The sequence below is a fragment of the Rhodanobacter glycinis genome, from assembly GCF_006438785.1.
GTDB lineage: Bacteria > Pseudomonadota > Gammaproteobacteria > Xanthomonadales > Rhodanobacteraceae > Rhodanobacter > Rhodanobacter glycinis_A.
Window position 1 is genome coordinate 100,314 of sequence record NZ_RCZB01000007.1, and the last position, 13,117, is coordinate 113,430.

14 protein-coding genes are annotated in these 13,117 nt (G+C 65.2%); 7 read left to right on the forward strand and 7 right to left on the reverse strand.

What is annotated here, in order from left to right:
- Positions 1–9: 9 nt before the first annotated feature.
- Both egtD and egtB read right to left on the reverse strand, forming a co-directional pair.
- The gene (egtD, locus tag EAH75_RS18480; protein WP_140654495.1) at positions 10–999 is read right to left on the reverse strand and encodes an L-histidine N(alpha)-methyltransferase; all 990 of its coding nucleotides are present in this window, start codon (positions 997–999) and stop codon (positions 10–12) included.
- Positions 996–2,213: an ergothioneine biosynthesis protein EgtB gene (egtB, locus tag EAH75_RS18485; protein ID WP_140654497.1), complete on the reverse strand. Its 1,218-nt coding sequence runs from the start codon at positions 2,211–2,213 to the stop codon at positions 996–998. The genes egtD and egtB overlap by 4 nt, the downstream gene beginning before the upstream one ends.
- Positions 2,214–2,480: 267 nt before the next feature.
- Here egtB and EAH75_RS18490 point away from each other — a divergent pair, with 267 nt between their 5' ends.
- Entirely contained in the window at positions 2,481–2,933 is a 453-nt protein-coding gene (locus tag EAH75_RS18490) for a DUF6491 family protein (RefSeq protein ID WP_140654499.1), read from the forward strand.
- Positions 2,934–3,013: 80 nt separating this feature from the next.
- On the opposite strand, the gene EAH75_RS18495 is transcribed toward EAH75_RS18490, so the two are convergent.
- From EAH75_RS18495 to EAH75_RS18505, 3 genes are all read right to left on the reverse strand, one after another.
- Complete coding sequence (locus tag EAH75_RS18495; RefSeq protein WP_140654502.1) at positions 3,014–3,472, reverse strand: hypothetical protein; 459 nt, start codon at positions 3,470–3,472, stop codon at positions 3,014–3,016.
- Positions 3,473–3,533: 61 nt separating this feature from the next.
- Positions 3,534–5,720 (reverse strand): bifunctional 23S rRNA (guanine(2069)-N(7))-methyltransferase RlmK/23S rRNA (guanine(2445)-N(2))-methyltransferase RlmL, encoded by a 2,187-nt coding sequence (rlmKL, locus tag EAH75_RS18500; protein WP_140654517.1) that lies wholly within the window; start codon positions 5,718–5,720, stop codon positions 3,534–3,536.
- A complete protein-coding gene (locus tag EAH75_RS18505; RefSeq protein WP_140654519.1) occupies positions 5,717–6,244 on the reverse strand; it encodes an alpha/beta hydrolase in 528 nt (175 codons plus the stop codon). The genes rlmKL and EAH75_RS18505 overlap by 4 nt, the downstream gene beginning before the upstream one ends.
- A 90-nt stretch (positions 6,245–6,334) precedes the next feature.
- Here EAH75_RS18505 and EAH75_RS18510 point away from each other — a divergent pair, with 90 nt between their 5' ends.
- From EAH75_RS18510 to EAH75_RS18525, 4 genes are read left to right on the forward strand one after another with little or no spacing between them, the layout of a single operon-like run.
- Complete coding sequence (locus EAH75_RS18510; protein ID WP_140654521.1) at positions 6,335–6,895, forward strand: N-acetylmuramoyl-L-alanine amidase; 561 nt, start codon at positions 6,335–6,337, stop codon at positions 6,893–6,895.
- 55 nt (positions 6,896–6,950) lie between these two features.
- The gene (locus EAH75_RS18515) at positions 6,951–7,817 is read left to right on the forward strand and encodes an acyl-CoA thioesterase (protein ID WP_140654523.1); all 867 of its coding nucleotides are present in this window, start codon (positions 6,951–6,953) and stop codon (positions 7,815–7,817) included.
- A 17-nt stretch (positions 7,818–7,834) separates the two neighbouring features.
- Positions 7,835–8,227: a hypothetical protein gene (locus EAH75_RS18520; RefSeq protein ID WP_140654525.1), complete on the forward strand. Its 393-nt coding sequence runs from the start codon at positions 7,835–7,837 to the stop codon at positions 8,225–8,227.
- 42 nt (positions 8,228–8,269) lie between these two features.
- Positions 8,270–8,992 carry an arginyltransferase gene (locus tag EAH75_RS18525; RefSeq protein WP_140654528.1) on the forward strand — a complete coding sequence of 241 codons (723 nt, stop codon included), beginning with the start codon at positions 8,270–8,272 and terminating at the stop codon, positions 8,990–8,992.
- Positions 8,993–8,995: 3 nt separating this feature from the next.
- Here the strand turns inward: EAH75_RS18525 and EAH75_RS18530 are convergent, their stop codons facing one another.
- Together EAH75_RS18530 and purT are read right to left on the reverse strand one after the other, a co-directional pair.
- Complete coding sequence (locus tag EAH75_RS18530; protein WP_140806474.1) at positions 8,996–10,516, reverse strand: FMN-binding glutamate synthase family protein; 1,521 nt, start codon at positions 10,514–10,516, stop codon at positions 8,996–8,998.
- Positions 10,517–10,573: 57 nt separating this feature from the next.
- A complete protein-coding gene (purT, locus tag EAH75_RS18535; RefSeq protein WP_140654534.1) occupies positions 10,574–11,755 on the reverse strand; it encodes a formate-dependent phosphoribosylglycinamide formyltransferase in 1,182 nt (393 codons plus the stop codon).
- 152 nt (positions 11,756–11,907) lie between these two features.
- On the opposite strand from purT, the gene EAH75_RS18540 reads away from it, so the two are divergent.
- Together EAH75_RS18540 and EAH75_RS18545 are read left to right on the forward strand one after the other, a co-directional pair.
- On the forward strand, positions 11,908–12,783 hold the full coding sequence (locus EAH75_RS18540) for an SPFH domain-containing protein (RefSeq protein ID WP_140654537.1): 876 nt from the start codon (positions 11,908–11,910) through the stop codon (positions 12,781–12,783).
- Between the two features lie 95 nt (positions 12,784–12,878).
- Entirely contained in the window at positions 12,879–13,067 is a 189-nt protein-coding gene (locus EAH75_RS18545; protein ID WP_140654539.1) for an Arc family DNA binding domain-containing protein, read from the forward strand.
- The last annotated feature ends 50 nt before the right edge of the window (positions 13,068–13,117 follow it).

Below are 13,117 nucleotides of genomic sequence, written 5' to 3' on the forward strand. Positions count from 1 at the left end.
CGAAACGACTCAGCGCGCCACCGTGCTGGCGCGCACCAGATATTGCACGCTGAACATCTGCTCCGGGTCGGTCCACACACGCAGCACTGCCAGCCCGGCACGGGCCGCCAGTGCAGCGAAATCCTCCAGCGAATACTTGCAACTGTATTCAACCTGGATCGCCTCGTCCGCACGGAACGGCACGCTCACGCGGCCCACTTTGACCTGTTGCTCGCGGCGGCTGACGATGTGCGTCTCGATGCGCCCGGCCATCGGGTTGTAGTGCGCCCGATGCGCGAACGCCGACAGCTCGAAATTGCTGCCGATCTCGCGATTCAACCGGGTCAGCATGTTGAGTGTGAACCTGGCAGTGACGCCGGCGCGATCGTTGTAGGCCGCCTCGATCACCGCGGAATCTTTCTTCAGATCCACCCCGATCAGGATACCGCCGGCGTCACCCATTTCGTTGCGCATCTTGCGCAGCAGCACGGCTGCCTCACGGCTCTCGAAATTGCCGATGGTGGAGCCGGGGAAATACACCACCGTGCGACGCGGTGCACGCGGTGGAATCGGCAGCCGCAGCGGCTTGCTGAAATCCGCACACAACGGCTGCAGCGGCAGCTGTGGAAACTCGGTGGCCAGACGTTCGACACTCTGCCGCAGCGGCTCGGGCGAGATTTCCACCGGCACGTAGGCAACCGGCGCATGCAGGTGCTGCAGCAGCATGCGGGTCTTGCGTGCATTGCCGCTGCCGTACTCGACCAGCCGCACTTCGCTGCCGAGGGTGTCGGCGATGTCCTGCGCGTGCTCGGTCATCAACGCGATTTCGCAACGCGTAAGGTAGTACTCCGGCTGCTCGCAGATCTCGTCGAACAGCGCGGAGCCGCGCTCGTCGTAAAACAGCCACGACGGCAGCCGTTTGGGTTTCGCGCCGAGGCCGCGCTGGGCAACCTCCAGCAAATCGTTCACCGGCGGGCGACGGTCGTCGTCGCTGACGCCACAGGGTTGCACACTGCTCATCGGTCCTGTCCCAGTCGCAGCCCGGCAAACTGCCAGCGGGCATGGGGTGGAAAGAAATTGCGGTAACTGGCGCGCAGATGTTCCCGAGGAGTGACACAGGAACCGCCGCGCAATACCCACTGACCGCACATGAATTTGCCATTGTATTCGCCCAGCGAACCGGGCAGCGGGCGGAAGCCCGGATAGCTGACGTACGGCGAGGCCGTCCATTCCCATACATCGCCATAGAGCTGCAGCAGGCCTTCGCCAGCGCTTGCCGCGCGCGGCTGGAAGCGTTGCTCATCCTGCAGGTTGCCGTCGATGGCGACGCCCTGTGCCGCCGATTCCCATTCCGCCTCGGTGGGCAGCCGTGCGCCGGCCCAGCGGGCAAAAGCCTCGGCCTCGTAGTAGCTCAGATGACAGGCCGGTTCGTGCGGATCGAGCGCGCGCACGCCGGCGAGGGTGAACTCGCTGGCCAGGTCGTCCTGCCAGTAAAGCGGGTGCTGCCAGCCTTCGCGTTGCACGGTGGCCCAGCCGTCGGACAGCCACAGACCCGGCTCGCGGTAGCCACCTTCGCGCACGAACGCCCGGTACTCGGCATTGGTCACCAGCCGGTTGGCCAGTGCATGCGGGTGCAGCAGGCTGCGGTGGCGTGGGGTTTCGTTGTCGAACGCGAAGCCCTCGCCACGATGACCGACCTCGACAATGCCCTCGTTGCCATCGACGAAGCGCAGCGGCACCGTGTTCGCGACCGTCGGTGCGATGGGCGTGCGATACGCCGGCTGCAGCGGGTTGGACCAGAACGCGTGCTTGATGTCGGTCAACAGCAGTTCCTGGTGCTGTTGCTCGTGCTGCAAGCCCAGCTCGACCAGGGCTGCCAGCTCCGGGTCATCATGGCGGCTCAGCAGGTTGCTCACCGCGTCGTCGATGTAGTGCCGATAGTCGCGCACTTCATCCAATGAAGGTCGCGACAGCAGACCACGTTGCGGACGCGCATGCATCGGCCCGACCGACTGGTAGTAGGAGTTGAACAGGTAGTTCCAGGCCGGATCGCGTGGCCGAAAGGCTGGATCACGGCCCAGCACGAACTGCTCGAAGAACCAGCTGGTGTGCGCCAGGTGCCACTTGGCGGGGCTGGCGTCGGGCATCGATTGCAGCAGCATATCCTCGGCGCTCAGGCCGGCGCACAGCTCCAGCGTGCGTTGCCGCACATGTCGGAATCGTGTCGTCGTCATGGCCGCTGTTGACGACTGCCGGGCGGCCGTCATCGCCGGTGCTCCGGCAGGGCCAGCGGCACGGCTGCGGGCCGGAGCGTCGTGGGGTGTCTATCGTTCAAAAGCATGTCCATCAGCATGCCGTGCCAACCGTTCACTTCTTGTGATAAGAAGATGGCAGATACTTTGCATCGCCCTGCCCCATGCCTGCGCCGGTACCGGTCGGCATGCACTCCCCCGTGATCAGTCACGGTACGCGTTCAGCCCGACCAGACCGAGGTAACGCCCATGAAAATCATCGCCACCACCCTGCTGCTCGTCCTCGCCATGGGCGCCAGTGCCGGCACCGTGCAGGCGTCCGAAACCGCGGCAGCACGATCGCCGCTGCCGGCAGCCGATTGCATCGACACCACCCAGATCAACGAGTGGCACATCGTGGATGCGCGCACCGCCATCGTGCGTACCGGCCCGAAACGTTATCTGGTGACTTTGCAGAGCGCGTGTCCGCGGCTGGGCATGGCGCCAGCCGGCCTGATCTTCCGGCCCAATCCGTCAAACGCCGCCGTCAATCAGGGCCGCATTTGTGGCGAGACCGGCGAGACCGTGCGCTCGCACAACCAGCCGCCATGTGCGGTCGAGTCGGTCAGCAAGATCGACAAGGCCCGTTTTGATGAAATGAGCGCGCGGGCCAAACACCATGGAAGCGGTGCGGACCAGCCGACGGCCATGCCCGCCCACTAGCCTCGCCTGTGCCAGCTGCTGAAAACAGAAGAGCCCGGCATGTCCGGGCTCTTCTGTTTTCATCGGGTTCGCCGCGGGCCTCAATTGTCGTCGTAGCCATCGTCACGATCGTAGCCATCGTCACGAATGTACCGCGTCTGCTGGTCGTCATAGACCACCGTGCGGGTTTCGACCACGCGACGCTGCACGATCGGCGGGCCATCTTCGTAAATTACCGTGCGCGGCTGGCTATAGACCGGCGCACCGTAATACACCGGTGCAGGGCGCATGGAATCAGCTACCAGGCCAAGCACCGCACCGGTGACGATGGCCCCGGCAATCCAGCGGCCGCCACTCCAGTGCCCGCCGCCGTGACCGCCGTAATAGCCGCCATGACCGCCGTAGTTGCCACCGTGATAACCACCGTGGCCGCCATGCCCACCACCCCAGCCGCGCGCCGATGCGCCGAGCGGCATAGCCAGCGCGGCCACCATCGCGAGACTGAGTACTGCCAGCTTGCCTGCGCCACTGAAACCTGCACTATTGAAACGTCGGGTCATGAGCTTTCTCCGTTGTACGGACGGATGCTCGACTGATCACGCTTAATGTGGACTGAAGGGTTCACTTTTTGATGCGCGCCGTATCCCAGGGATTTATCCCGGGATCGGCCTTGCGCCGCCGCAGCAGCCAGCAACCATGGATGTCGGCGCGGCGAGCGAAGTCGAACGGGATGCTGGGGGCGGTCCAGTCCTCGATCTCGAAGCGCTGTTCCAGCTCCGCCCGGTCGAGCTTGAAGCGGCGGAAATTGTTGGAGAACACGATCACGCCATCGCGGGTCAGCCGCTCGTTGCAGGCATCGAGCAGCTTGACGTGATCGCGCTGCACATCGAAATCTTCGGCACGTTTGGAATTGGAAAAAGTGGGCGGGTCGACAAAGATCAAGCCGTAATGGCCGCGGTCGCGCTGCAGGAATTCCAGGGCGTCGAACTGCATGAGTCGGTGACTCGCGCCGCTGAAACCGTTCAGCGCGAGATTGCGCGAGGCCCATTCCAGATACGTGGCGGACAGATCCACGCTGGTGGTTTCCAGCGCGCCGCCGGCCGCAGCGTGCACGCTGGCGGTGGCCGTGTAGGCAAACAGGTTGAGAAAACATTTTCCATCCGCCAGTTCACGCACCTTGGCGCGCACCAGCCGGTGATCGAGGAACAGGCCGGTGTCGAGATAGTCGGTGAGGTTGACCAGAAATTTCAGGCCATCCTCCTCCACCTCGATGAACTCGTTGCGCTGGTCGAGCTGGCCGTATTTCGAACCACCCTTGCCGCGTTCGCGCGTCTTGATCGCGATGCGCTCGCGCGGCACGCCCAGTACCTCGCCGGCGACACGGGCGATCTCGCGCAGGCGCAGGCGAGCGATGTCCGGCGGCACGTCGGCCGGTGCGCGATATTCCTGGATGTGCAGGTGATCGTCGCCGCTGGTGTCGCCGTAGACGTCGATCGCGGCGGCGTACTCGGGCAGGTCCTGATCGTAAGCGCGCCAGCAGTGGACTCCTTCACGGGCAAGTCGCTTGCGCAGATGCTTGACGTTCTTCTCCAACCGGTTCTTCAGCATCTGCGCGCCGGCCGACAGCGGCTTGGGCTCGCGCGGCACCTCATCGCGCTTGCTGAGATCGAAGGTCAGCAGCACGGTTTCCAGCGCACCGTTGTACAACGCATAGCGCTTGTCCGCGTGCAGCTGCATCGCACGGCCCAATTCCACATCACCGGCCAGCACGGCGGCGCGCCAACCGGTGAAGCGCGCGCGCAAGGTATCGCCCACCGCGCGGTACAGCTTCGGCATCTCTGCGCGTTCGCCCAACCGTTCGCCATACGGCGGGTTGGTGATCACCAATCCGTACTCGATACCCGGCGGTGGCGCGGCATGCGTCACGTCCTGCTTGTCCAGTGTGAAGAAGCCGGCCACACCGGCTTCCTGCGCATTGCGTTTGGCCGTCTGCACCATCCGCGGGTCGGCGTCGCTGCCGAAGAACACACTGCGCAATCCGCGCAGACCGGTTTCGGCGCGCTGCTTCGCTTCATCCAGCAAGCCGCGCCACAGCGCAATGTCGTGCTGCTGCCAGCCGAGAAAGCCGAAATACTCGCGGCGCAGACCTGGCGCCACATCGGCCGCCATCAATGCTCCCTCGATCAGCAGCGTACCGGAGCCGCACATCGGATCGAGCAGTGCGCCGCCGGCGGCGTACACCTCGGGCCAGCGCGCGCGCTGCAGCATCGCGGCGGCGAGGTTTTCCTTCAGCGGCGCCTCGCCCTGCACTTCGCGCCAGCCGCGGCGGTGCAGCGGCGAGCCGGCCAGATCCAGCGACAGCGTGGCGCGATCGCGGCGCACACGCACGTTGATGCGAATGTCGGGTTCGTCGGTATCGATGCCGGGCCGGTTGCCGTCGCGCTGACGGAACTGGTCGACTATCGCGTCCTTGGTGCGCAGGCCGATGAACTGGCTGTGGGTGAGTTTGCTCATCGCGGTACCGGCATCCACCGCGAAGGTGGCATGCGCGGCCAGATGCTGGCTCCAGTCGATCTCCTGCACGCCGCGATACAGCGCGTCGTCGTCGGCCGCATCGAACTCGGCCAGCGGCAGCAGGATGCGGCTGGCCAGGCGCGACCACAGGCAGGCGCGATACGCCGTTTCCAGCGTGCCGGAAAAATGCGCGCCAGCCAGCGCCTCGCGCACGTCGCTGGCACCGATCGCGATCAGCTCATCGCGCAGGAGATATTCCAGGCCCTTGGGGCAGGTCGCGAAATAGTGGCTCATGCGGTGGTCGCCAGCTGGTCCAGCAGCAGTCGGAACTGCGCGGTGATCGTGTCCATGCTTCCGCTCAGCCGGTGGTCGTCGTCCAGCACCAGCAGCGGTAGCCGGCGCTGGGCGGCGAACGCCTGCACGCCTGCCAGCGGACAGACTTCGTCGCGCCAGCCGTGGATCAGCAATGCCGGCACGTTGCTCCGCAGGTCGAACTTGCGCGCATAACCCGGGATCTCGCTCGGCGTGGCCAGCAACAGCAAACCGGCCACGGGCACATCCAGCGAAACCAGCCCGGACACGAACGCGCCCATGCTGGAACCGACCAGCAGCGGCGGCGTATCCAGCGCCTCGATGGTGGCGCGCAGGCGGGCGATCCGCGGCGCCACCGAGCCGGCATGGCCGCGCGCGTCGTCGGCGACGTAGTCCGGCCGCTGCGTGCGCCAGCCCAGCGATTCGGCCAGCACAGCCAACGCGCTCACCTTGGTGGCGTCCGGACCGGAGTCCGAGCCGTGCGAAAGAATGATCTGGCCGCGCATGGCGGTCTCCATGAAAACTGCAGAATGCAAGGCGTTCATGGTAACAGGCGACGTTTCCGGACGGCCTTGCCTCATGCGAAACTGCGGCGCATGAGCCTGAGCATCCGCGACCAGCCGTTGCCCTACGTCGAAACCTTGCCCGAGCGCTCCGTCGACGCTGTCGAGCTGGTGGTGATCCACTGCACCGAGCTGCCGGACCTGGCCACCGCCCGCGAATACGGCGAAAAGGTGCTGCACCCCAGCGGCACCGGCAACAGCGGGCACTACTACATCGACCGCGATGGCACGGTTTACCGCTACGTTCCTGGCACGCGGGTGGCAAACCACGTGCGCGGCCACAACCCGAACTCGATCGGCATCGAACTGGTCAACCTCGGCCGTTACCCGCATTGGTGGGACTCGCGCCACCAGCCGATGACCGAGCCCTACGCCGCGGCGCAGATCGGCGCATTGCGGGAACTGCTGGTCCGGTTGCGCGGCGAATTCCCCAATCTTCGACAGATTGCCGGCCACGAAGAACTGGACACGGCGCTGATGCCGGCCAGCGACGATCCCATGCTGCAGGTCAGCCGCAAACTCGATCCCGGCCCGAAGTTTCCATGGGCCGAAGTACTTGACGGCAGTGGCCTGACGCGGATCGTGGCGCGCTAGATTCCCGGCGCAGGCCACTATAATCGCGCCTCCATCGCCGCAACGAGCTTTCCCCATGCCGCCAAACCACGTCGCCGAACTGGTCGAGTTGCTGCAACTCGAACGGCTGGAGGACAACCTGTTCCGCGGCCAGAGCCGCGACATCGGCACCCGTTTCGTCTTCGGCGGCCAGGTGCTGGGGCAGGCCCTGGCAGCAGCACAGGAAACCGTGGACCCGCTGCGCGAGGCGCATTCGCTGCACGCCTATTTCCTGCGCGCGGGCGACATCGAGGCGCCGATCGTCTACAACGTGGAACGCACCCGCGATGGCGGCACGTTCTCGTCGCGCAGGGTGGTGGCGATCCAGCATGGCCAGCCGATCCTCAACGGCTCGGTGTCGTTCCAGGTGCCCGAGCAAGGTGTGGAACACCAGACCTCGATGCCCGAAGTACCCGCGCCGGAAGATGTGGAGCCGCTGCACCCGCTGCCGCCGGACGAACTGGCCCGGTTGCCGGTGAAACTGCAGCGCTGGATGGGCATCGACGGCCCGTTCGAGTTTCGCCAGGTGTGGCCGCGCGATGAGCGCCACCCGGCCAAGCGCCCGCCGATCCAGCACATCTGGTTCAAGCTGACCTCGCCGATCAGCGACTCGGCGATCCTGCATCGCGCCCTGCTGGCGTATGCCTCGGACTTTCATCTGATCGGCACAGCCACCCTGCCGCACGGCATTTCCTACCTCACCCACAACGTGCAGATGGCCAGCCTCGACCACGCGCTGTGGTTCCACCGGGCGTTCCGCGTCGACGAATGGCTGCTGTATTCGTTCGACAGTCCGACGGCACAAGGCGGCCGCGGGCTGGCACGCGGTCAGATCTTCAGTCGCGACGGCAGGCTGGTTGCCTCCACCGCGCAGGAAGGCCTGATCCGCGTGCGCGGCGACTGATCGCGTAAACTCCACGCATGCGCCAGATCTACACCTCACCCCGCCAGGAAAACGTCGACCGCGTGATCGCCTTGATGGCCGAACACGGCATCGAGGCCAGCGTGGCCAATCGCTCCAACTACAATCGCCCGACCTGGCAGCGTTTCAGCTACACGCAGCGGCATGACAACCGCGACAGCTGGGCCCAGGTATGGATCACCCACGCCGACGATTACACCAGGGCGCGGTCGCTGTTGCGGGACATCGGCATTGAGCCGGTGATCCGTCACGGCGAGGAACTGGCCGCTGCGCGCAACCCCACGCCAGCCACGCGGCGGCAATACACGGTGGCGCGCGTGCGGCGCATCGTGCTGCTGCTCGTGCTTGCGGCGTTCGCCGTGGTGATGCTGCGCTACCTGCACGTGGTTTGACCCCGATGTTGCGCGGGCGCCGCGCAGGCATAGAATCGGCGCATGCGCCGCTCCGACCCAATCCGACTGTTCCAGACCCTGCCCCATGCGTGCGGCTATTACGCCGATCGCACCGCGCAGAACCTGGTGCTGGACCCGGCGGCGCCCCAGCTTGACCAGCTGTATGGCCCCGCGCTGGAACGTGGCTTTCGTCGCGCCGGTGGCCACCTGTATTTTCCGCACTGCCCGCAATGTCACGCCTGCACGCCATGCCGCATCGACGTGGCCAACTTCATGCCCGACCGCGCCCAGCGCCGCTGCCTGAAACGCAACGCCGACATCACCGTGCGCGAATCGATCCCCGGCTACAACCGCGAGCGCCACGCGCTGTACGAACGCTACCTGCAGAGCCGCCATGCCGGCGGTGGCATGGACGATGCCGAGGCCAGCGACTTCCGCCGCTTCCTCACCGCGCCGTGGAGTCCCACCCTGTTCCTGGAACTGCGACTGGGCGAACGCTTGCTTGCGGTGGCGGTGACCGATGTCTGCCTCAACGGGATTTCGGCCGTCTATACGTTCTACGACCCCGACGAAAACGCGCGCAGCCTGGGCACCTGCGCCATCCTTCAGCAAGTGGAGCTGGCCCGCCGTCGGGGCATGCCGTGGCTGTATCTGGGCTTCTGGATCGACGGCCATCCGAAGATGGATTACAAGCGGCGCTTCAGGCCGCTGCAGATCCGCACTGCCGAAGGCTGGCAGCCGATGGCGCCCGAATCCGGCCGCTAGCGCTCATCCCGCTTGCGCGGGCGACTCGTTCTGCGGATACGGAAACAGTTTCACCAGCGGAATCGACAAGCCGTCATCACCCACCACGCGGCAATGCCCGCGGTTGAGCTGGCGCGGTTCGCTGACGCCGCAGCTGTGCGCGATGATGCCGACTTCCTTCATCACGTTCTTCGCGTAGTGATAGACGCGCTCGCTCTTGTCCGTGACGACCAGGCCACGCTGCAATTTCGGGTTCTGCGTGGTGATGCCGGTGGGGCACGTATTGCGATTGCACTGCAGTGACTGGATGCAGCCAAGGGCCAACATGAAGCCGCGTGCCGAGTTGACGAAATCCGCGCCGATCGACAGCGCCCACGCCACGTCGTAGGCGGTGATGCACTTGCCCGAGCAGACCACCTTGATGCGTTCGCGCAGGCCCTTGACGATCAGCATGTCGAGCAGCGCCGGCAACGCCTCGTGCAGCGGCAGGCCGACACCTTCCATCAGCGTTTGCGGCGCCGCGCCGGTGCCGCCTTCGGAGCCGTCGACGATGATGAAGTCCGGTGCGCTTTCGATGCCGCGCCGGTGCACTTCATCGCACAGCTCGCCAATCCACTCCACCCCGCCGAGCACCGCCTTGAAGCCCACCGGCTTGCCGGTGAGTTCGCGGATGTGGCCGATGCTGTCCATCAGCTGCGACACGTTGCCGATGTCCAGATGACGGTTCGGGCTCTGCGAATCCTCGCCGACCGGGATGCCGCGGATCGCCGCGATCTCCGCAGTGACCTTGGCACCTGGCAGCAGGCCGCCCATGCCGGGTTTTGCACCCTGACCCAGCTTGATGCTGACCATCTTCACCTGCTTGTGCGCGCAGATCGCCAGCAGCTTGCCGTCGTCCAGCTTGCCCTCGGGCGTGCGCACGCCGTACTTGGCGGTGCCGATCTCGAAGATGATGTCGCAACCGCCTTCGAGGTGATACGGCGCCAGTCCACCCTCGCCGGTGTCCATCCAGATGCCCGCCTTCGCCGCACCGCGCGACAACGCGCGCACCGCCGGCGCCGACAATGCACCGAAACTCATCGCCGAAATATTGAAGAACGCGGCGTGGCTGTACGGTTCACGAGCATGCGGGCCGATCGTCACCGGCACCGGCTCGACATGATCCACGCCAAGATCAGGGAACGGCGCGTTGACGAAGAACGGCACGCCCTCGGCACGCAGGTCGCGGCTGGAACCGAATGCGTTGGTGTTGTCGACGTCCTTGGCGGCGCGGTACACCCAGGTGCGCTGCACGCGATTGAACGGCATCTCCTCGCGGTCGCTGGAGTACAGGTACTGGCGAAAGAACTCACCCAGATGCAGGAACCAGTAGCGGAAGTGGCCGATCACCGGGAAGTTGCGCAGCACCGCGTTGCCGGTCTGGTTGCGATCGACCACCCAAGTCGCCATCAGCACCACGACCGCCAATGCCAGCAACAGCAGGACGAACGCCACACTGAGCTCCACCACCATCACCAGCCAGTGTGCAAATCCGGTCGATTCCATGCTTGCTCTCCTCTCAATCAGCTGCCACGTCCAGCAAGCCTATCGCATCGCCCACGCTCACAACTCGATACGCAGATGCCCTGCTGCACGTACTGCCTTGCCGACCGCCGCCTCCAGCGTATCGGCGCGCGCCAGCGTCACCGCCATGCGCCGGCGGCCTTTCACCTCGGGCTTGCCGAAAATGCGCAGCTGCGTATCGGGCTCGGTCAGCGCCTCTGCCAAACCGTGATAACGCGGTGCCGCACTGTCGCCCTCGACCAGTACCGCGCATGAGGCTGAGGGCCCGTACTGGTGGATCACCGGAATCGGCAGGCCGAGGATCGCCCGCGCGTGCAGCGCGAACTCGGAGAACTCCTGCGAGATCAACGTGACCAGGCCAGTATCGTGCGGACGCGGACTGACCTCGGAGAAGATCACCGCGTCGCCCTTGACAAAGAACTCCACGCCGAACACGCCCCAGCCGCCCAGCGCACCGGTGACCGCCGCCGCCTGCCGTTGCGCCTCGGCCAGCGCAGCATCGCTCATCGGCTGCGGCTGCCACGACTCGCGATAGTCGCCGTCTTCCTGGCGATGGCCGATCGGTGCGCAGAAGCTCACGCCATCGGTGTGCCGCACCGTGAGCATGGTGATCTCGTAATCGAAATCGACGAAGCCCTCGACGATCACGCGGCCCTTGCCGGCACGACCGCCGGACTGCGCGTAGTCCCACGCGTGCTGCAATTCGTCGGCGTTGCGCACCACGCTCTGGCCCTTGCCGGACGAACTCATCACTGGCTTGATCACGAACGGGTAGCCGATCGCGGCCGCCGCGTCGCGGTACTGCGTTTCGTCGTTGCAGAAACGGTACGGCGAGGTCGGCAGTTTCAGTTCCTCGGCGGCCAGCCTGCGAATGCCTTCGCGGTCCATCGTCAGCCACGCCGCGCGGGCGGTGGGAATCACCCGCTGCCCTTCCTTTTCCAGCTCGATCAGGGTCGGCGTGTGGATCGCCTCGATCTCCGGCACCACCAGGTCGGGCTTTTCCAGCTCGATCACCGCACGCAATGCCTTGCCGTCGAGCATGTCGATCACGTGGCTGCGATGGGCAATCTGCATGGCCGGCGCATTCGCGTAGCGATCCACCGCGATCACCTCCACAGCGTAGCGTTGCAACTCGATCGCCACCTCCTTGCCCAGTTCGCCGGCGCCGAGCAGCAGGACGCGCAGCGCGTGGTCGGAATGAGGGGTGCCGAATGGCTTCATCGGGTTCTCCGGTGCAGGCAAAACGGCATTGTATGCGGCCGTGCCACCCACGCGCCGGGCGGCAGCTTCCTACCCTTGAGGACGGTGCCGAATGGGGGCTTGTATTTGATATCATAATGATATCTAATTTCCGCACCTCAGGGAGACAACCCATGAACGAACGTAATGGTTTTTCCGTCGCAGGCATCCCCTTCATCGGCCTGTGCCTCGTACTGGCCGGCATCGGCGTGGCGCTGCTCATCTCGGCCCTCCACACCCAGCCGGAGACGCCGGCCGTGGCACCGTTGCTCACCGGCGTGGTCCTGCTTGCCCTCGACGCCTTTCTGCTCAAGGGCTATTTCCAGGTCGCGCCCAACGAAGGCCAGGTATTGCAGCTGTTCGGCAAGTACGCCGGCACAGTGCGGCAGGAAGGTTTGCGCTGGACCAATCCGTTCTACACCAAGCAGCGCATCTCGCTACGCGTGCGCAACTTCGAAAGCGGCAAGCTGAAGGTCAACGACAACGACGGCAATCCGATCGAGATCGGTGCGGTGGTGGTGTGGCAGGTGCTGGACACCGCCGAAGCCGTGTTCTGTGTCGACGACTACGAAAACTACGTGCACATCCAGAGCGAGTCGGCGCTGCGTCAGATGGCGCAGAGCTATCCGTACGACGCCCACGATGACGGCAAGCCGTCGTTGCGCAGCCACGGTGACGTGATCAACTCGCACCTGCGCGACGAGATCCAGGCCCGTCTCGGCAAGGCCGGCGTGCAGGTGGTCGAGGCACGCATCAGCCACCTCGCCTACGCCCAGGAAATCGCCCAGGCCATGCTGCAGCGGCAGCAGGCCGGCGCGATCATCGCCGCGCGCACCAAGATCGTCGAAGGCGCGGTGAGCATGGTCGAAATGGCGCTCGACCAGCTCAGCCAGCGTGGCGTGGTACATCTGGACGAAGAGCGCAAGGCGGCGATGGTCAGCAACCTGCTGGTGGTGCTGTGCGGTGAGCGCGGCACCCAGCCGGTGCTGAATACCGGCACGTTGTACTGAGGGAGATTGTCATGGGAAGCCTGATCGCCATCCTGCTGATCGTGTTCATTGCGAGCCATGCCGCAAGGCGTGGACGCATGCGGCACTGAGCCGGCATGGCTGCCGAAAAAAAAGCCTATCCATTGCGCATCAGTGCCGTCGTGCTGGACGCGATGCAACGCTGGTCCGACGACGAACTGCGCAGCGTCAATGCGCAGATCGAATACGTGCTGCGCGAGGCGCTGCGCAAGGCCGGCCGGCTGAAGCCGGGCAAGAGCGAGCCAGCGACCGACGACGACAACTGATTCATCGAAGCCGACTTCATCAGGCCATCCCACTTTCCAGTTAAAGCGGC

Excerpts from the sequence above, each read along its gene's own strand:
- egtD (WP_140654495.1), bottom strand. The coding sequence starts at position 999 with ATGAGCAGTGTGCAACCCTGTGGCGTCAGCGACGACGACCGTCGCCCG.
- egtB (WP_140654497.1), bottom strand. The coding sequence starts at position 2,213 with ATGACGACGACACGATTCCGACATGTGCGGCAACGCACGCTGGAGCTG.
- EAH75_RS18490 (WP_140654499.1), top strand. The coding sequence starts at position 2,481 with ATGAAAATCATCGCCACCACCCTGCTGCTCGTCCTCGCCATGGGCGCC.
- EAH75_RS18495 (WP_140654502.1), bottom strand. The coding sequence starts at position 3,472 with ATGACCCGACGTTTCAATAGTGCAGGTTTCAGTGGCGCAGGCAAGCTG.
- rlmKL (WP_140654517.1), bottom strand. The coding sequence starts at position 5,720 with ATGAGCCACTATTTCGCGACCTGCCCCAAGGGCCTGGAATATCTCCTG.
- EAH75_RS18505 (WP_140654519.1), bottom strand. The coding sequence starts at position 6,244 with ATGCGCGGCCAGATCATTCTTTCGCACGGCTCGGACTCCGGTCCGGAC.
- EAH75_RS18510 (WP_140654521.1), top strand. The coding sequence starts at position 6,335 with ATGAGCCTGAGCATCCGCGACCAGCCGTTGCCCTACGTCGAAACCTTG.
- EAH75_RS18515 (WP_140654523.1), top strand. The coding sequence starts at position 6,951 with ATGCCGCCAAACCACGTCGCCGAACTGGTCGAGTTGCTGCAACTCGAA.
- EAH75_RS18520 (WP_140654525.1), top strand. The coding sequence starts at position 7,835 with ATGCGCCAGATCTACACCTCACCCCGCCAGGAAAACGTCGACCGCGTG.
- EAH75_RS18525 (WP_140654528.1), top strand. The coding sequence starts at position 8,270 with ATGCGCCGCTCCGACCCAATCCGACTGTTCCAGACCCTGCCCCATGCG.
- EAH75_RS18530 (WP_140806474.1), bottom strand. The coding sequence starts at position 10,516 with ATGGAATCGACCGGATTTGCACACTGGCTGGTGATGGTGGTGGAGCTC.
- purT (WP_140654534.1), bottom strand. The coding sequence starts at position 11,755 with ATGAAGCCATTCGGCACCCCTCATTCCGACCACGCGCTGCGCGTCCTG.
- EAH75_RS18540 (WP_140654537.1), top strand. The coding sequence starts at position 11,908 with ATGAACGAACGTAATGGTTTTTCCGTCGCAGGCATCCCCTTCATCGGC.
- EAH75_RS18545 (WP_140654539.1), top strand. The coding sequence starts at position 12,879 with ATGGCTGCCGAAAAAAAAGCCTATCCATTGCGCATCAGTGCCGTCGTG.